The sequence below is a fragment of the Roseovarius conchicola genome (genome assembly GCF_041403425.1).
In the GTDB taxonomy this organism is placed as follows: domain Bacteria; phylum Pseudomonadota; class Alphaproteobacteria; order Rhodobacterales; family Rhodobacteraceae; genus Roseovarius; species Roseovarius conchicola.
Window position 1 is genome coordinate 98,487 of sequence record NZ_JBGEHK010000007.1, and the last position, 16,554, is coordinate 115,040.

At 60.3% G+C, this 16,554-nt stretch carries 18 protein-coding genes; 9 read left to right on the top strand and 9 right to left on the bottom strand.

The features are described 5' to 3' along the window. Window positions 1-22: 22 nt before the first annotated feature. From V6N02_RS17800 to V6N02_RS17815, 4 genes are all read right to left on the bottom strand, one after another. Window positions 23-1,063: a serine/threonine protein kinase gene (locus tag V6N02_RS17800; protein WP_371227760.1), complete on the bottom strand. Its 1,041-nt coding sequence runs from the start codon at window positions 1,061-1,063 to the stop codon at window positions 23-25. Between the two features lie 78 nt (window positions 1,064-1,141). Continuing rightward, a complete protein-coding gene (locus V6N02_RS17805) occupies window positions 1,142-1,999 on the bottom strand; it encodes an alpha-1,2-fucosyltransferase (RefSeq protein WP_371227762.1) in 858 nt (285 codons plus the stop codon). After that, window positions 1,989-2,768 carry a glycosyltransferase family 25 protein gene (locus V6N02_RS17810; RefSeq protein WP_371227764.1) on the bottom strand — a complete coding sequence of 260 codons (780 nt, stop codon included), beginning with the start codon at window positions 2,766-2,768 and terminating at the stop codon, window positions 1,989-1,991. The genes V6N02_RS17805 and V6N02_RS17810 overlap by 11 nt, the downstream gene beginning before the upstream one ends. A gap of 2 nt (window positions 2,769-2,770) precedes the next feature. Beyond that, window positions 2,771-4,216, bottom strand: a complete 1,446-nt coding sequence (locus tag V6N02_RS17815; RefSeq protein WP_371227766.1) for an aldehyde dehydrogenase family protein — start codon at window positions 4,214-4,216, stop codon at window positions 2,771-2,773. Between the two features lie 175 nt (window positions 4,217-4,391). Here V6N02_RS17815 and V6N02_RS17820 point away from each other — a divergent pair, with 175 nt between their 5' ends. Continuing rightward, window positions 4,392-5,039, top strand: coding sequence for a peroxiredoxin (locus tag V6N02_RS17820; protein ID WP_371227768.1), 648 nt, complete (start codon window positions 4,392-4,394; stop codon window positions 5,037-5,039). 62 nt (window positions 5,040-5,101) lie between these two features. Here V6N02_RS17820 and V6N02_RS17825 read toward each other — a convergent pair whose 3' ends face one another. After that, window positions 5,102-5,461, bottom strand: a complete 360-nt coding sequence (locus V6N02_RS17825; protein ID WP_371227770.1) for a hypothetical protein — start codon at window positions 5,459-5,461, stop codon at window positions 5,102-5,104. 118 nt (window positions 5,462-5,579) lie between these two features. On the opposite strand from V6N02_RS17825, the gene V6N02_RS17830 reads away from it, so the two are divergent. Further along, the gene (locus V6N02_RS17830) at window positions 5,580-6,614 is read left to right on the top strand and encodes a succinylglutamate desuccinylase/aspartoacylase family protein (protein ID WP_371227772.1); all 1,035 of its coding nucleotides are present in this window, start codon (window positions 5,580-5,582) and stop codon (window positions 6,612-6,614) included. Window positions 6,615-6,630: 16 nt separating this feature from the next. Here the strand turns inward: V6N02_RS17830 and aqpZ are convergent, their stop codons facing one another. The 3 genes from aqpZ to rpsU form a co-directional block, all read right to left on the bottom strand. Beyond that, entirely contained in the window at window positions 6,631-7,317 is a 687-nt protein-coding gene (gene aqpZ, locus V6N02_RS17835; RefSeq protein WP_371227774.1) for an aquaporin Z, read from the bottom strand. Window positions 7,318-7,440: 123 nt separating this feature from the next. Continuing rightward, window positions 7,441-8,103, bottom strand: coding sequence for a hypothetical protein (locus V6N02_RS17840; RefSeq protein WP_371227776.1), 663 nt, complete (start codon window positions 8,101-8,103; stop codon window positions 7,441-7,443). A 179-nt stretch (window positions 8,104-8,282) separates the two neighbouring features. Then, window positions 8,283-8,489: a 30S ribosomal protein S21 gene (gene rpsU, locus V6N02_RS17845; RefSeq protein WP_005614280.1), complete on the bottom strand. Its 207-nt coding sequence runs from the start codon at window positions 8,487-8,489 to the stop codon at window positions 8,283-8,285. 123 nt (window positions 8,490-8,612) lie between these two features. On the opposite strand from rpsU, the gene V6N02_RS17850 reads away from it, so the two are divergent. Genes V6N02_RS17850 through V6N02_RS17875 form a run of 6 tightly spaced genes read left to right on the top strand, consistent with a single transcriptional unit; the run spans window position 8,613 to window position 13,960 of the window. After that, on the top strand, window positions 8,613-9,302 hold the full coding sequence (locus V6N02_RS17850; RefSeq protein ID WP_371227785.1) for a COQ9 family protein: 690 nt from the start codon (window positions 8,613-8,615) through the stop codon (window positions 9,300-9,302). 10 nt (window positions 9,303-9,312) lie between these two features. Next, window positions 9,313-10,296, top strand: a complete 984-nt coding sequence (locus V6N02_RS17855; RefSeq protein WP_371227787.1) for an NAD(P)H-quinone oxidoreductase — start codon at window positions 9,313-9,315, stop codon at window positions 10,294-10,296. Window positions 10,297-10,299: 3 nt separating this feature from the next. After that, window positions 10,300-11,421 (top strand): exo-alpha-sialidase, encoded by a 1,122-nt coding sequence (locus V6N02_RS17860; protein ID WP_371227789.1) that lies wholly within the window; start codon window positions 10,300-10,302, stop codon window positions 11,419-11,421. Further along, a complete protein-coding gene (locus V6N02_RS17865; protein WP_371227791.1) occupies window positions 11,418-11,972 on the top strand; it encodes a hypothetical protein in 555 nt (184 codons plus the stop codon). The genes V6N02_RS17860 and V6N02_RS17865 overlap by 4 nt, the downstream gene beginning before the upstream one ends. A gap of 3 nt (window positions 11,973-11,975) precedes the next feature. Beyond that, entirely contained in the window at window positions 11,976-13,016 is a 1,041-nt protein-coding gene (locus tag V6N02_RS17870) for a glycosyltransferase family 2 protein (protein WP_371227793.1), read from the top strand. After that, window positions 13,013-13,960, top strand: coding sequence for a glycosyltransferase family 2 protein (locus V6N02_RS17875; protein WP_371227795.1), 948 nt, complete (start codon window positions 13,013-13,015; stop codon window positions 13,958-13,960). Before V6N02_RS17870 ends, V6N02_RS17875 begins: the two co-directional genes overlap by 4 nt. A gap of 6 nt (window positions 13,961-13,966) precedes the next feature. Here the strand turns inward: V6N02_RS17875 and V6N02_RS17880 are convergent, their stop codons facing one another. Beyond that, window positions 13,967-14,716, bottom strand: a complete 750-nt coding sequence (locus V6N02_RS17880) for a WecB/TagA/CpsF family glycosyltransferase (RefSeq protein WP_371227797.1) — start codon at window positions 14,714-14,716, stop codon at window positions 13,967-13,969. 214 nt (window positions 14,717-14,930) lie between these two features. Here V6N02_RS17880 and V6N02_RS17885 point away from each other — a divergent pair, with 214 nt between their 5' ends. Next, on the top strand, window positions 14,931-16,385 hold the full coding sequence (locus V6N02_RS17885; protein WP_371227799.1) for a hypothetical protein: 1,455 nt from the start codon (window positions 14,931-14,933) through the stop codon (window positions 16,383-16,385). Window positions 16,386-16,554: the final 169 nt, after the last annotated feature.

The following is a 16,554-nucleotide window of genomic DNA, read 5'->3' on the forward strand; positions in this document are numbered from 1 at the left end:
CAAAGCCCAATATGATCGACTTTCAAGTTTTCAAAATACGATCCGTCAGGTTCAACCGCTCGGCGATGATCGGTTTCAACTCTGCTGCCAGCGCTTCATCGCCCGCCTGCAGCTGTTCCAACTCGTCCAAGCGGTTTGTGGCAATCAGCGTCAGAATATCCATACGCGCGCTGCCATCGGTGTGGCGGGGCAAGGCTGCGACGGGTTGGATCAGCTCAGGCTCTGGCGTCAGTTTGCGCAGGTCGGCTTCGCCCAGATCGGTTTCAACAAAGGCATATAGGCCTACCCCCTTGGCGGGTAACGCATAGGTACACAAGGCAACGTCGTGCACCTGTGGGTGGGCCAAAAGCGTCTCACGCAGGGCCGTCCCGTCCCGCTCGATCCTGTCCTCGGTGCCTTCCCCGTCGGACCAGTTCATCAGTCGCCGAGTGATAAAGTTGTAAAGCGGCTTGGCCGTGGCCATCCAGATGCGTGCAGGCAAAGCCTTGCGGTTCAGCATCTTATGCTCGGTTGGCGTCAGCAATTCCGGCGCATAGGCACGTTTTTGTTTCAGCAGGTGGCGCAGGTCTTCACGCGCCATAACGCGGAACAAAAGCCCACGACGGCGATGTACAGAGGCCAGTTGAAAATCGATCACAGCAGCACGACCCTCGGGCGTCATCAACCAGTTCTGCGGCTTGGCGATATCGTTATGGGTGACCCCCGCGCGACGCATTTCGCGCAACAGGCGGCGGGCATCGCGGTACCACGCCGGATCGGAGGGTTTGGCCAGTTGCAATGGCGTGCCCTTGGTCCAGCTGCGCAGCAATCCGGTGCGATCGGTGCGCACCAGAACCGGGCAACCTTCGATCCCTTGTACGGCGCGCAGGCCCCTGATCTCCTTGCGGGCCAGAAACCACGCGATGGGGCGGGCATAGAGCGGAACACCGCCCAGCTTGCGCAGCACCACCGGGAAATCCGGGTGCCCCTCAAGATGGCCCGAAATCGTTTCAGAAAAGATATCGCGCTTGTGTACGGTCTCGCCCATGAAAGGGGCGTTGGCGATATCTGGGGTGATTGTCATGCGGGCGTCTTAGCGGGTTTGCTGCGATGGGGAAAGCGGTAGGCGGCCTGGCATGCACCTGTGGTCTATCGTCAGTGCCTAAAGCTGAGTCCAACTCAGCGGCAACAGGTCGGGATTCGAAAGTTTATCCCCGGCGAACCAATGTTCAGGTGCGATCACCTGTTTGGACGGTGATGGGTTCAACCATGCGGCCCACCAGGAAAAGGTGGAGTTGGCGATCACGTGATGGGCGCAGAGAGATTGCAGGTGCATGTCGAAATGGCCGGTGGTCTCGTCGTTGATATCCACCACCACGGTCTCATGCCCCAGATCAAGGTTGCCCCGCGCCCAGGCGGGATCGTTGGAGAAGACAAAGCAGGTTAGATCGCCCAGTCGCTCACCTAGCTGCTTGGCTGCGCTCCGGTAGTAGTCGGGTGTGCAGGCGGCATAAGCGCCGGCTTCAAGATAATCGCCGCGTCGCACATGAAATGACACCGGTGTCGTGGCTGCTGCGATCTGATCCGCCATGGCGGTGTTGGCGCCGTCCAGCTTGGTGGTAAACGTCAGGTCTTGGCGCAGTTGATCCACGATCGGAGCGAAATACTGTTCGGATTGCCAATAACCGTGCAGATAAGTCCCGGCAGGTAAATCAAAAAAACCGGAGTCAAATCCCAACCCATGTTCGCGGTAAAGCTGGGGGTTGCGCCCGAACCAGCGCCACAGCCCATAGCGGATCAACCCGTCAGATTTGGCTGGGGGCAGCGTGTCCGAGCGCGCAAACCGCGCATTGGCGAAGTGCTCAAAGCAACCCCCCCGGTCCCGACTGTCAGCGACATAGCGGCTGTCGAGTACCAATTCACAACCAAGCTGATCGGCCAAGGCGCGCCCGGCGGCGTATTGGAAAAGTTGGTTGCCAGCGCCCCCGAACAGGCGCGAGATGATCGCCCTATCGGCCATTCGCCAGTCCTCCCTTCGCCGGTGCCGCACTGCGCCGTGACAGCGTGTTAACACCGCGACGATAGCGCGCGCGATAGATCGTCCGCGCCAGGTTTTCAAAGGTCGATCTGCCGCCTTTCTGGATGGTTGATCCATCAAGGTCTGCGGCCACGTCGTTGACGCCAGATGGCAGGATCATTGCGGGGCGCAACCCGGTGTGCCAGTGGCTTTGCACGAAAGTATCAACAGGACGGTCGATCATTTCAGACAACTGCAACAGATGGGCCGCGGCCTCTTTCGAAACCATCTGCGCGGTGGTCCGCAGGCCTGCAACCCGAGGGACACTCAGGTGGCAAGGGCCGTTGCTGTCGATCAGGGCTGCGGGGCTGACCGTGCGACGGGTCTGCAATTGGATATAGCCAAGCCGCGCGATGTTCTGTGCGGCAAGTTCCAGGGCAGGTGTGAAATGATCAAGGTCAATCCCGGCGTCGTCCTCGATAATCAGCGCCGCGTTAGCCTCGCGCATCTGCATCTCGGCCCAGATTTGGCGATGACTGAGAAAGCAGCCGATCTCACCATTGTTCAGTGGAAACGGATAGCTGGGGTGAAACAGATCAGCCCCAACAATATCGGACAAGTCACCCGAGGACAAAGCCGAACCGTCAACAGCGGGCCAAATCTCGACCTTGTCAAAGCCATCAATGGCCTTGAATGTGTCGCGCAGGTGGTGCGCGTTTGCCTTGCGTCCCGACGCGCGGGTCAGATGCAGGACAAACGCGTGGACCTCCATGATCAGGCAGCGTCCTCGGACCAACCCGAGATGGATTTCACCTCGACAAAGTCCTCGATGCCCCAGGTGCCGCCTTCACGGCCATTGCCCGATTGCTTCATGCCGCCAAAGGGGGCACCCGCGCCGCGGCTTTGACCATTCATTTCGACCATCCCTGAGCGCATCGCTGCGCCGACGCGATTGGCGCGGGCGGGGTCTTGTGTCTGGACATAGTTGGTCAGGCCATAGACCGTGTCGTTTGCCATGGCGATGCCTTCTTCTTCGGTGTCAAACGGGGTCATGGCCAGCACGGGGCCAAAGATTTCCTCGCGATAGATGGTCATGTCGGGCGTGACATCGGCAAAGACCGTGGGTTTGACATAGAAACCGCGGTTCATGCCATCCGGGCGGCCTGTGCCCCCGGCGACAAGGCGGGCGCCCTCATCGATGCCTTTCTGGATCAGGTCCTGGATCTTGTTGAACTGGACTTCGTTCACCACGGGGCCGATATGGCGGCCTTCTTGCGAGGCGGGGCCGACGGTGATCGCGGCGGCCACTTCGGCAGCGGTTTCAACGGCTTGGTCATAGACATCGCGCTGCACCAGCATGCGTGTGGGCGCGTTACAGGATTGGCCCGAGTTGTTCATGCAATGCAGAACGCCGCGTTTGACGGCCTTTTCATCGGCATCGGCAAAGATCAGGTTGGCGCCTTTGCCGCCCAGTTCCAGGCTGACGCGTTTCAGGGTATCGGCGGCAGATTTCGAGATCAGCTTGCCCGCGCGGGAGGAGCCGGTGAAGCTGACCATGTCCACATCCGGATGTGCAGTCAGCTGACTGCCTACGCCTGCGCCATCACCATTGACCATGTTGAAGACGCCTTTGGGCAGACCTGCGGCATCGACCATTTCGGCAAAGACCATGGCGGAGAGCGGCGATTCTTCGGACGGTTTCAGCACCATGGTGCAACCCGCCACCAGCGCGGCACAAACCTTCAGCGTGACCTGGTTCATCGGCCAGTTCCACGGCGTGATCAGAGCAGTCACGCCGATCGGTTCGTGGCGGATATAGCTGCCCGGTGTGTTCGGATCATGCGGATGCGAGAAAGAATAGCTGCGCGCGGCATCAAGGAAGGCGGCGATATGGCCGGTACCGCAGGGGGCCTGTTGTTGGCGCGACATGTTGATCGGTGCGCCCATCTCCAGACTGATCGCCTGGGCCATGTCTTCTTCGCGCGCGTTATAAGCGGCTTGCAGTTTTTCCAGCCACGCGATGCGCTCGGCCGGGGGGGTGGCCATCCAGGCGGGGAAGGCGGCCTTGGCGGCGGCCACGGCGGCATCGGTATCGGCCTGCCCACCGAGGCTGATCACGGCGCAAGGCTCTTCGTTGGAGGGGTTGATAACGTTATGGTCATTGGCCGCAGCCGGGTTGACCCATTCTCCGTTGATGTAAAACTGGCGTTTCTCGATCATCTCCATGGCTCCCTTGATCGTGAAATTTCGATGATGCGTGGCGCTTGGGCATCATGATTTCGCGGCACCTTGTCATTGCGCGCGTCAAGCTGCAAGACGCGGGGTGTAATTAGAGATATAAGTGGTTAGTTTCCATCCACCAGATTTTGACTGCTCAACATCAAGGAGCCATTCTATGCGCATTAACGACGAAATCCCGAACCTCGCTGTCACCACCGATCAGGGCAGCTTTACGCTGCACGACTGGATCGGCGACAGCTGGGCGATCCTGTTTTCTCACCCGAAAGACTTTACGCCCGTTTGCACCACTGAATTTGGGGCCGTGGCCCAACTGGCCGACGAATGGGAAAAGCGGGGCACCAAGGTGATTGGGGTCAGCGTTGATGGCGTCGAGGATCACAAGAAGTGGAAGGGCGATATCGAGAAGGTCGGCGGAGCACCTGCCGGTTTCCCGATCATTTCCGATGAAGGTCTTGCCGTGTCCAAAGCGTTCGACATGCTGCCCGCCGATGCCTACCTGCCGGATGGCCGTACCCCTGCGGACAGTGCTACCGTACGGTCTGTTTTCATCATTGGCCCGGATAAGCAGGTCAAACTGATGATGACTTACCCGATGACGGCTGGTCGTAACTTTGCCGAAGTGCTGCGCGCATTGGATGCGGTACAGACCGGGGCCAAGCACGGCGTCGCCACACCGGCTGACTGGACCGTAGGCGAAGATGTCATCATTCCCCCGACCGTCAGCAATGACGATGCCAAGGCCAAGTTTGGCGAGTTTGAAACGGTTCTGCCCTATCTGCGCAAAACCAAGCTGCCGGGTTAAGCAAAACGCTAACGCTTAGAAACCCCGCCCCGTTCGGCGGGGTTTTTCGCGATCAAGGACGGTCACCGGGTTACATCAACACCCACGTGTTTGGCGAAAGACCGGCAGTATTTCGTCCAATCGCGGAACTCCTCAGTCAGAAAGACCGCTTTTCCCTTGGCTTCCCAATCCTTGGTCTTGCTGTCAATTATGGCATGCATCGTGTCTTGAGGATCGACCAAGCCCTCGGCCCTGGCTTGAATTACAGACGCCTCTGACCACCGTTGAGATACACCCATCAGATCGTCCACATTCGCGTCTGAATGCACAGACTGCGCGGCATTGCGATAGATGGCGGCACAGTCGGCCATGCTCTGGCTGTAAGGCTGACTGAGGGCTATCGTGGGGACAAGCGCAAAGGCCATGACGACAAGAGTTTTCATTGGGCTCTCCATAGATCGACATCAGAGTGGCACAGCAATTGGGCCAGATGATGGCGGGGCATGGACAGCCCGGGGCGAACTGCGTATCGGTAGCATGACCTTTCGATAAGTGAAGACCGTGCGCAAAAGAGACCCGTTTCAGATCAACAGCCACCAGATTGCCGCCGGCACACGGGCCACTGTCGATATCCCCGTCAGCACCTTGCCGGACCACACCCCTGTGCACCTGTCGGTGCATGTGATCCATGGCGAGCGTCCCGGTCCTGTTCTGTTCGTATCTGCCGCTATTCATGGCGACGAGGTGATCGGGGTCGAGATCGTGCGCCGTTTGCTGCGTGCCGAGGGGCTGGATGATATCGCGGGCACCTTGCTGGCCGTACCTATCGTCAACACCTTCGGGTTTCTGAACCATTCGCGATACCTGCCGGACAGGCGTGATCTGAACCGGTCGTTTCCGGGTCAGGCGGCTGGATCGATGGCATCGCGTCTGGCGCATATTTTCATGACTGAGGTGGTGGGGCGTTCAGACGTGGGCATCGATCTGCACTCGGCCGCCATTCACCGCACCAATCTGCCGCAAATTCGCCTGACGCCTGACAATCCGCGGCTGGCCAAGCTGGGCCATGCCTTTGGGGCGCCGGTGATGATGTATTCCAAGCTGCGCGAAGGCTCGCTGCGTATGGCTGCCGAAGAGGAAGGCATCGACGTGCTGCTTTACGAGGCTGGCGAGGGGTTGCGCTTTGACGAGTTGGCAGCGCGGGCCGGGGTGTCGGGAATCCTGCGGGTGATGAACCAGCTGGACATGATCGGGGATGATCTGCTGCCTGAGAGCGACGCCGAGCCGGTTTTGTGCGCCTCCTCTAACTGGTATCGCGCGCCGATTGGTGGGGTGTTTCGCGGCTATCTGACGACAGGGGATGCGGTTGAACCGGGCATGGTTCTGGGTGCGATCAGCGATCCCTTTGGTGATGCCGAAGCAGAGGTGACCTGCGAGACCACCGGCATCATCATCGGGCGCAGCAACATGCCCGTGGTGAACGAAGGAGAGGCGCTGTTTCACATCGCCGAAACGCCCAGTGCTGACGCGGCTGCCGAAGGGGTCTCTGCCCAATTGGAGGCCGCGCCACTGTTTGATGAGGACGAGATCATTTGATCTCGCCCTTGAGGGTCTAGGCTTCGTCGCCGTCCAGCAAACCAGACTTGAACAGGATGCCGGCCAGCACGCCACCAATGATCGGTGCGACGATGAACAACCACAGCTGTCCAAGGGCGGTGCCGCCTGCAAAAAGGGCGGGCCCGATGGAGCGCGCAGGGTTCACCGATACGCCGGTGACGTTGATGCCCACAAGGTGAATCACCACAAGCGCCAGACCAATCGCCAGACCTGCCATCGCCGTGGGTGCACCGCCGCCGGTGGAGCCAAGGATCACCACGACGAAGAGGAAGGTGGCAACCACCTCGAAGATGAACGCGGCGGCCATGGTGTATTCGCCGAGATACCCAGCGCCCCAGCCGTTCTGACCCAGACCATTTTCGGCCACAGAGTAATCCGCTTTGCCGGAGGCAATAATCATCAGTACCAGCGCGCCGACGATGGCCCCGGCCACTTGGGCAATCATGTATTGAACGGCCTCACCCATCTGCATCCGCCCCGATGCGACCACTCCAAGGGTGACGGCCGGGTTGATGTGGCAGCCCGAGACCGGGCCGATGCCATAGGCCATCCCGATCAGCGCTAGACCAAAGGCAAAACTGATGCCTGTCAGGCCAATATCAGCGCCAGCAATCACCGCTGCGCCACAGCCCAGTAGGACCAGTGTAAACGTGCCGATAAACTCGGCGATCATCTTTTTCATGGTGTGTCCCCAACTTTGAAAGCCCGTTTTGGGCCGTTACTGAGGACGATCCAATCGCAGAGTTTGACAAAAAGTCACGGGGAAAATCGGACAAACCGACGCGAGGATGAGGGCGGGAAAGCCCTATCTGGTCTTGTCGGGGTTTTGCGGCATGAGGAAGATCGACACGATCAGCAGGCCGAAAACCAGCTCGTAAACCTCCCATTTGCGATCGACATCAATGGCGGCGATCACCAGGCTGCCCAGCAGGGCAAAGGCGGCATGCCGCTTGCCCGGAACGGGCAGGGCGATGCGATCGACAAAGCGGCGCAAGACCGCCACGCGCGGGTAAAGCAAGGGAAGAACCAGCAGGTAGAGCAGGATTGTCAGGGTCAGAACCGGGCCAAACAAATGCTTGGTCAGGGCCACGCCGCCGAACTCAAGATTGTGCAGTGTGGTTTCATCCTGCCGGTTGATTTCTTTCATGGCCTCAGGCGTTTCCCAGCCAAAGATGCGCTGTCCCCACGAGATTTCTTCACCCGCGCCGAAGAAAAACAACAGCGCGTAAAAGAAGGTGAGCCCGACCGCCAATTTGGTGCCATGGCTGCGCAGGGACAAACCGTTTCGGATCAGGATAAAGCTGGCCACCAAAAGCGCGATGGCCGTGCCATATTCGACCAGACCGTCTTCGGCGGCAAATACGCTCCAGAAATATTCCTTGCTGACCAGATAGATGATCACGGTCAGCACCAGAACCGCACCGATGGCGATCAGTAGCATTTTGTCGATGTCTTGGCGTGTGACCATCGTCTGACCCTCTTGAAATGGTTTCCGCCCAAATAGGCGAGGGGTGAGCGGGCATCAAGGCTTAAGCCGCGCTGGGCATTTTTTGGCCAGCCTCTGAATTAACGCCCCCTGAAATGACAAACCCCCGAAGCATCTGCCCGGGGGTCGTCGTTTTGGTCGTTCAATGTCGTAGGGTGAACTTACAACAATCCCTCACGCTGTGCCTTTTTACGGGCCAGCTTGCGGGCGCGGCGGATAGCCTCGGCTTTCTCGCGCGCTTTTTTCTCGGACGGTTTCTCGAAATGTTGCTTGAGCTTCATTTCGCGGAAAACGCCTTCACGCTGCAGTTTTTTCTTCAGGGCGCGAAGCGCCTGATCGACATTGTTGTCGCGAACCGATACCTGCATGTGGTTTTCACCACCTTTCTAATTTGAGTTTGCAAGGATTTGCAGGAACGGCCCATATAGCAAAGCGTTTTAGTTTTGTCTAGGGTGCGGCGAGGGTGGAGGACCGCCTGAGGAGGCGTAAAAATGGCAATATCTGATCCCAGGGCGCAATTGCTTGAGGCTGCATTGCCCCATGTCCCTTTCGATGGGTGGAGCGAGGCCACGTTTCAGGCCGCGATCGCTGATTCGGGCATGGAGCCGGGGCTGGCGCGCGCGACCTGTCCGCGCGGCGGTGTGTCGCTGGCGCTGGCCTATCATGAGGCCGGAGATGCGGCGATGCTGGCTGCGCTGGAACAGGCCGATCTGGGCGAGATGCGGTTTCGCGACCGGATCGCCCATGCGGTGCGTCTGCGTCTTGAGGCTGTCGAGGACAAGGAACTTGTGCGCCGGGGCGTGACCCTGTTTGCGCTGCCCAGCTATGCGGGGGACGGTGCGCAGGCGATCTGGGGCACCTGCGACAAGATCTGGACTGCGCTGGGCGACAGCTCGCAGGATATCAACTGGTACACCAAGCGGATGACCCTGTCGGGGGTTTATAGTTCGACAGTTCTCTATTGGCTGGGCGATACCAGCCCGGATCACGCCGCCACATGGGCGTTTCTGGATCGGCGCATTGACGATGTCATGCAGATCGAGACCGTGAAGGCCAAGATGCGCAACAACAAGCTGATTTCGGGGCTGATGGCCGGGCCGCTGTCGGTTCTGGGCCGTATTCGCGCTCCACAGGCCCAAGGGCCGACGGGCATGCCCGGGCGCTGGACCGGACCCAATTAAGGATAAAGACATGAGCACTCAGATGCAGGCCGTTGAAATCACCGAGGCCGGTGGCCCGGAGGTTCTGAAACCCACCATGCGGCCCGTTCCCACACCTCGTCCCGGCGAGGTGGTGATCAAAGTGGCCTATGCCGGGGTCAATCGCCCCGACGCGTTGCAACGGGCAGGGCTTTATGCGCCGCCCCCCACCGCCAGCGATCTTCCGGGGCTTGAGGCTGCGGGTGAGGTTATCGCGCTGGGCGAAGGGGTCAGCGATTGGGCCGTTGGCGACAGCGTCTGCGCCCTGTTGCCGGGCGGGGGATATGCCGAGTATGTCGCCACCCCGGCCGCGCATTGCCTGCCGGTTCCGAAAGGCATGGCCCTGCGCGAGGCGGCGTGCTTGCCCGAGACGTTTTTCACCGTCTGGTCCAACGTGTTCCTGCGCGGCGGCTTGCAGGCGGGCGAGCGGTTTTTGGTACATGGCGGCTCAAGCGGTATTGGCACTACGGCGATCCAGCTGGCCAAAGCGTTTGGTGCGCGCGTCTTTGCCACCGCCGGGTCCGAGGCAAAGTGCACAGCCTGTAGCGATCTGGGTGCAGATCGTGCGATCAATTACCGGGAGGAGGATTTCGTCGAGATCCTGAAGGGTGAAGGCGGAGCGAACCTGATCCTTGATATGGTGGGCGGGCCCTATATGCCACGCAATATCAAGGCCTTGGCTGATGATGGGCGGCTGGTTTACATCGCCTTTCTGCAAGGTCCCAAGGTTGAGTTGAATTTCATGCCGCTGATGATGCGCCGCCTGACAATCACCGGCTCCACCCTGCGCCCGCAAAGCGATGCGGCCAAGGCGGCGATTGCGGCCGATCTGCGCGCCCATGTCTGGCCCCTGATTGAGGCCGGGCGCGTGGCCCCGGTGATGGACAGTGAATACGACTTAAGCGATGCCGCCAAGGCGCATGCCCATATGGAAGCGGGCGATCACATTGGCAAAATCGTTCTGAAAGTGGGTTAAGGCATGGGGGCTGTGTCGCTGTTTATCTGCGCTTTGGCACTGGTCAGCCTGGGTCTGAGCGGGATTGCCCTGGCGCGCGACACGCCACTGGACTGGCGCTTTGCGCTGCCCCAGATTACGGCCCCCGACATCGCGCCGCGTTTTGAGAAGGTTCTGGATTACACGGCCGAGACCGGGCAGGCCCATTCGCCCGGCATTCTGATGGACCCGCACGGGTTTTCCATCGCGTGGTTTGAGGGCTCGGCCGAGGCGCAGGCGGATGTGGATATTCATGCGGTGCGGTTCACCTTGCAGGATGGTGCCTGGGTGGGCGGAGACCGCGCACCGATGATCACGCGCGACGCGCTTGGGCAGGCCTTTGATCCGCGCCAATTGGTGGTGACCCTGGGCAACACGGTACAAAACGACGCCGAGGCAGATGCGCTTTATGCCACGGTGGTGTCGGTTGGCGGCTGGGCGATGGCGTCGGTCGCGGATGTGCGGATGGACGGCAGCAAGGTGGCGCACGCGCGCAAGCTGAACCTGTCGCCGTTTCTGAACCGGTCGCATTTGGTGAAATCGCCGATGGTGGCCTATGCGGATGGCAGCCTTGCTTTGCCCGCGTATTTCGAGATGGGCGGCGCGCATAGCACACTGGTGCGGCTGGCCCCGGATGGGCGGGTGCGCGACACACGCCGGATTGACGCGCGGGGCGTGAAACCGATCCAACCGATGATCGTGCCGTTGGACGCGCATCGCGCCGTGGCGTTTCTGCGCGATTTTGATCAAAGCCGGGTCTTGTGGGTCAGCCATACCAAAGATGGCGGTCGAAGCTGGACCGAGGTTGCGCCCACCGACATTCCCAACCCCAGCGCGCCGGTTGCAGCGCTTCCCCTGCGCGACGGGCGGATGTTGATGGCGATGAATGATGATGCGATGGGCGCAGACCGGTTGCGATTGGCCGTCTCCGACGATGGCGGGGTCAGTTGGCGGGCACTTCACACGCTTGAAGATGAAGGGGGCGATGCGCGCTATCCGATGCTGCGCCGGTTACCGGGGGGTGACATCGTGCTGAGCTATTCGCATGCCACAAAGCGCGGCATTCGCGCGGTGGTCTTCAATGACGCGTGGGTCGAGGCGCAATGAGCAGCGGATTGTCATCGCTGTTTCTGGCGATCCTTATTGGTTGGGTCGCGTGGGGCGGGGCCGCGCTTGTGGTCGCAGCGCCGCTTTCGATCCTGATCGGCGGAGCGGTCGGGGCCTTGGTGATCCTGCTTTTGCGCGACACGCTGGTAGTCAACGGGGCGATGGCGCTGCTAGAGCCGATTGGGGTGATCTTGCCCCTGTTGGTTCTGCGACAGGTGGCGATTGCACTGGATTGGCCGATGCCGACCTTCAACAGTCTGGAGTTATTTGCCTTTCTGGTGGTCTATGTCGGCTTTCTGGCGGCGTCGATGGGAGTGTTCCCGGTGGATCCCTACAGGTTGGGATATGCGCCGTGGCCGGTTGCGATCATGGTGCTGATACTATGCCTTTACGGGCTTTTGACGGGCAATTGGTTTGTGCCTCTGGCCGCCGTTGCGGCACAGTTTTTATGGGTGATGGGCCAAGGCAGCAGCAACTGGTTTGACCATATGCTGCACGCCACATTGGTGCCGGTGGTGGTTGTGGTGCTGCTGTTGCGGCTGGTGGGCTAGGGTATGGCAGGTGCGTCGCTTTTTGATCGGGTGCACCGCCGCATCGCATCGGCCCGCCATCAGCGGCGGTTTCATGCCGCGTTAGAGCATCTGCATGGACCCGAGCGCGCAGAGACGCCAGAGGATGCCGTGATCGTCGTCGCGTTGGTGCGCGATGGAATGTTCTATCTCGATGCGTTTTTGCGCCATTATCGCGCCCTTGGGGCGGCGCAGTTTGTGTTCTGCGACAACGGATCAACAGACGGCACGGTCGAGCGGTTGAAGCGCGAGAAGGACGTCGTGATCCTGCGCTGCGATCTGCCCTGGGGCGAGATTGAAAACACCTTCCGCCGTTATGCGGCCGAGCGTTATGCGAAGGGCCGGTGGTGCCTCTTTGCCGATATGGACGAGATGTTCGAGTTTGAGGGCGCGGCGCAGATCGGCCTGCCGGGGTTGACGAGATATCTGCAGGATCACGGCCACAGCGCGCTGATGGCGCAGATGCTTGAGATGTTCCCGGAAGGGCCGCTGAGCGCCGCAGCGAAGTTGAGCTATGAGCAGGCGCTTGAGACGTTTTGCTGGTACGATCTACGCGCGGTTGAGCGGCACGGATATCATGATCCTGCCATCGGGTTTTCGTGGTTCCTGACGGGCAACAGGCTGGCCAATCCAAAGGTTGAGATGCTGTTTGGCGGGCTGCGCAAACGGGTTTTTGGCGAGCAGTGCTGTCTAAGCAAACATCCCCTTGTGCGGGTTGTCGACGGGGTCGAGCCCGGGGTGCATCCGCATGCTTCGGCAGGGGTGCGGGTGGCCGATTTCACCGCCTTGATCCGACATTACAAATTTGCCGGTGACACAACCGCGCGGGATGCCGATACGATCCGACGTAACGCGATTCCCCATGGTGAGGATCGCCAGAGGCAGGCCCGTTTTGAGGCCGAGCCTGACTTGTCCCTTTGGTCCGATCAGGCCGAGCGATTTCAAGGGTTTGAGCCACTTTATCAGGCCGGGTTCTTGATCCGCTCAGACGCGTTTACTGCCTATCTTGAAGAGGCCCGGACATGAGCCGGACCGCCACCGTGATCATCGGGCGCAATGAGGGTGCACGGTTTCTGGCCTGTCTTGATTCATTGCCCAAGGCTCTGGACCCGGTGATCTATGTCGATTCAGGCTCGACCGATGGCAGCGTGGCGGCGGCCGAGGCGCGGGGGGTGACCGTGGTGACGCTGGACACGACGCACCCCTTTACCGCAGCACGGGCGCGCAATGCGGGACTGGCCATCTTGCCCGAGGATGTCGAGTTTGTGCAGCTGATCGATGGGGATTGCGCCCTGCGGGAAGGCTGGGTCGAGGCCGCCTTGGTGGCGCTGCGGACTGACCCCAAGCTGGCCGTGGTCTGTGGGCGGCGGCAGGAACGTCACCCTGAGGCGAGCGTCTATAATCAGCTGTGCGATTGGGAGTGGGACACGCCCATTGGCCCGGCGCTGGCTTGTGGCGGGGATGCAATGATGCGCCTTGCTGCGCTGCGCGAGGTGGGCGGGTATCGGGACGACCTGATTGCAGGGGAAGAACCCGAGCTTTGCGTGCGTCTGCGCGCCGCGGGCTGGGGGATCGAGCGGCTGGATGCGCCGATGACCTGGCATGATGCCGCGATGACCCGGGTAGGGCAATGGTGGAGACGCTCTAGACGTGCGGGCCATGCCTTTGCCGAAGGGGCAGCGTTGCATGGGGGGCCACCGGAACGGCACTGGGTGAAAGAGACCCGGCGCGCACTCGTCTGGGGCGCGGGGCTGCCGGTGTTGATCCTGATATGTCTGTTTGCCCAGCCTGTAGCCGCGCTGGTTTTGGCGCTGGCTTATCCGGCGCAGGTGTTTCGGATGGGCCTTAGAGGACCGTGGATCAGGGCGCTGTTTACCATGCTGGGCAAATTCCCCGAAGCGCAGGGGGCGATTGGGTTTTACCTGTCGCGCGCACTGGGGCGCAAACGTGGGATTGTGGAATATAAGTGACCGCCTTTACCCGCGCAGCTTGAGGGCCTTACCGATCTCTGCGGGCAGGATCGCAAAGCAGCGCGCATAGCGGGGGATCAGACGGCGGGGGCTTGAGAGCGCACGCCAGAGCCATTCCAGTCCCATCCGGCGCATGAGAGCGGGCGCGCGATGCTGTCGACCAGAAAGGAAATCAATGCCCGCCCCGATGGAGGCAAACCCGACCGACGGGGCAAAAGCGCGGCCCCTTGCGGCGAGCGCTTCCTGCTTGGGGGCGCCAAGGGCGAGGAAACACAAGGAAATATCCTGTTCTTCAAGCTGGGTGAGCAGAGTTTCGGCCTCTGCGCCTGACGGATCGAACCCCATAGCCGGGCCGTTGAGAAACGCAACCTCCAGCCCCGGCACTGTGTCTTGCAGCGCATTGCGGGCAGTCTCGAGCGCGGCGTCGGTGCTGCCCAGAAAGCCGACTTTGACCCCGGCCTTGGCGGCCATCTGGCACAAGGGGATCACCATGTCCGAGCCGGGCATCAGCGTCACAGGGCGGCGTGCCAGACGGGACAGGGCCGCGATGGGCCAGCCATCGGCCACCACAAGGTCCTGCGCGGCATAGGCGGTTGTAAAGGCGGGCGAGGCACGCATTTTCACCAGATGATCCAGGTTCACTGTGGCCAGCGCAAAGCCCTCACGGGCGTCGAAGCGCTGCATTACCTCGGCCTCGAGTGCGGCGCGGGTGGGCATGTTGACGGTGATCGTCTGGTCGTGAAAACGGAACTGCAAGGGCGCTCTCCGGGTGGGTTTGTGCGTCTCTCATAGCCGTCAACGGCTCCGTGCGCCAATAGGCGTTGCGTTGTATCGCTGCCATGAAAACAGTGAAATGCAGCATCGGAAACGGTGCAAGGGGCGACGGAACCACCTTTCCCTGATATGGTTTGCGCCAAAACCGGCTGTCGACAAGGGCGGCACAGCAGCAACAGGACACATCCCCCGACAGATGCCCAACGCGCTTGCATATCTGATGTTGATGGCCTGGCCTTTGGTATGCCTTGGCCTGTTTCGGGCATTGCCGCCACCGCGCGCGGTGATCTGGAGCATTCTGGGGGGGTATTTGGTGTTACCTCCGCTGGCCGAGTTTGATTTGCCGTTGGTGCCAGACATGGACAAGTTCGCCATTGCCAGTCTGGTGGCCTTTGCGCTGGCGGTGTTTTACCTCAAGGATCGGGTGCCGTTATGGCCGCGCTACCCGCTTGCGCGCCTGTTGATGCTGGGTTTCGTGCTGGGCGCGATCCCGACGGTGCTGACCAATACCGAACCGCTGATTTTTCAGGTGATGTCCGGCAGCGACCCGATTGTTTTCGAGACAGACCGCCTGCCGGGACTGCGCTGGATCGATATTGGATCGGTCTTGTCCAATCAGCTGATCGTGCTGGCACCGTTCCTGCTGGGCCGCGTCTATCTTTCCTCGGAAACGGGCCTGCGCGAAATGCTGTTGGCGCTGATGATTGCGGGGCTGATTTATTCGTTACCCGCATTGTTCGAAGTGCGTTTCAGCCCTCAGTTAAATATCTGGATTTACGGATTTTTCCAACACAGCTTTGAACAGATGATACGCGCTGGCGGATTCCGCCCAATCGTGTTTTTGCCCCATGCGTTGTGGATGGCGTTGTTCTTCTTGTCAGCGTTGATCGCCGCGGCGGCCCTGACCCGCAATGCACCGCCGAGCGAGCGCCAAAAGTTGCTTTTGATCACGGGCTATCTGTTCGTCGTGCTGCTGGCATGCAAATCGCTGGCGTCGATGATGTATGCACTGGTGCTGGTGCCGGTGGTGTTTCTGGCCACCACCCGTCAGCAGATGGTTTTGGTGGTCAGTTTTGCGATCCTGGCCGTGACCTATCCGATGCTGCGCCACTGGGGGTTGATTCCACTGGATGCCATCCTTGCGCAGGCCGAAGCGATAAACCCGGATCGTGCCCAATCCCTTGGCTATCGCTTTGGCAATGAAGAACAACTGCTGGAGCGCGCCAAGGAGAAATGGGCCTATGGATGGGGCGGCTGGGGCCGCAATCTGGTGCACGAAATCGAGACCGGTGAGATCCTGACCATTCCGGACGGGCGTTGGATTCTCACTTTCGGGGCGTTTGGCTGGCTGGGGTATCTCAGCGAAATGGGACTGCTGGCGCTGCCGCTGATCATGCTGTTTTGGTACAGCCGCAAACGCACAGGACACGCGCTTTCGCCCTATGCCGGGGCGCTTACGCTGATTCTAGCCATCACCATGGTGGATATGCTGTTGAACGACACTCTCGTGCCGTTTGTATGGCTGATTGCTGGGGCCGCAATGGGCTATGCTGAGAGGCTACACTATGGCGAGGTCGACTCCCGCGACGCAACGTCATTGGTAAATCGCTCAGACCGGATGCCGCCGGGACGGAAACGTACAATCCTGTAAGCGCGGATTCCGTGTGCAAAGTCAGCTATTTACGCCGGTTTTATCCCAATTTTCCCAAAGCGCAGCAATCGCGCCGTTAAGCGAGGATTGTTTACCGAAATGAAACAGAATCACGTGCAACGAATCTTATTTAAGTATATATTTATCAATAATTTGCGCGGATATCCCC

What these genes read in the sequence shown, in the direction of transcription:
- V6N02_RS17870 (WP_371227793.1), top strand. Translation starts at nt 11,976, where the DNA reads ATGGCAGGTGCGTCGCTTTTTGATCGGGTGCACCGCCGCATCGCATCG.
- V6N02_RS17840 (WP_371227776.1), bottom strand. Translation starts at nt 8,103, where the DNA reads ATGGTCACACGCCAAGACATCGACAAAATGCTACTGATCGCCATCGGT.
- V6N02_RS17860 (WP_371227789.1), top strand. Translation starts at nt 10,300, where the DNA reads ATGGGGGCTGTGTCGCTGTTTATCTGCGCTTTGGCACTGGTCAGCCTG.
- V6N02_RS17805 (WP_371227762.1), bottom strand. Translation starts at nt 1,999, where the DNA reads ATGGCCGATAGGGCGATCATCTCGCGCCTGTTCGGGGGCGCTGGCAAC.
- V6N02_RS17810 (WP_371227764.1), bottom strand. Translation starts at nt 2,768, where the DNA reads ATGGAGGTCCACGCGTTTGTCCTGCATCTGACCCGCGCGTCGGGACGC.
- V6N02_RS17850 (WP_371227785.1), top strand. Translation starts at nt 8,613, where the DNA reads ATGGCAATATCTGATCCCAGGGCGCAATTGCTTGAGGCTGCATTGCCC.
- V6N02_RS17820 (WP_371227768.1), top strand. Translation starts at nt 4,392, where the DNA reads ATGCGCATTAACGACGAAATCCCGAACCTCGCTGTCACCACCGATCAG.
- rpsU (WP_005614280.1), bottom strand. Translation starts at nt 8,489, where the DNA reads ATGCAGGTATCGGTTCGCGACAACAATGTCGATCAGGCGCTTCGCGCC.
- V6N02_RS17825 (WP_371227770.1), bottom strand. Translation starts at nt 5,461, where the DNA reads ATGAAAACTCTTGTCGTCATGGCCTTTGCGCTTGTCCCCACGATAGCC.
- V6N02_RS17815 (WP_371227766.1), bottom strand. Translation starts at nt 4,216, where the DNA reads ATGATCGAGAAACGCCAGTTTTACATCAACGGAGAATGGGTCAACCCG.
- V6N02_RS17800 (WP_371227760.1), bottom strand. Translation starts at nt 1,063, where the DNA reads ATGACAATCACCCCAGATATCGCCAACGCCCCTTTCATGGGCGAGACC.
- V6N02_RS17865 (WP_371227791.1), top strand. Translation starts at nt 11,418, where the DNA reads ATGAGCAGCGGATTGTCATCGCTGTTTCTGGCGATCCTTATTGGTTGG.
- V6N02_RS17875 (WP_371227795.1), top strand. Translation starts at nt 13,013, where the DNA reads ATGAGCCGGACCGCCACCGTGATCATCGGGCGCAATGAGGGTGCACGG.
- aqpZ (WP_371227774.1), bottom strand. Translation starts at nt 7,317, where the DNA reads ATGAAAAAGATGATCGCCGAGTTTATCGGCACGTTTACACTGGTCCTA.
- V6N02_RS17885 (WP_371227799.1), top strand. Translation starts at nt 14,931, where the DNA reads ATGCCCAACGCGCTTGCATATCTGATGTTGATGGCCTGGCCTTTGGTA.
- V6N02_RS17855 (WP_371227787.1), top strand. Translation starts at nt 9,313, where the DNA reads ATGAGCACTCAGATGCAGGCCGTTGAAATCACCGAGGCCGGTGGCCCG.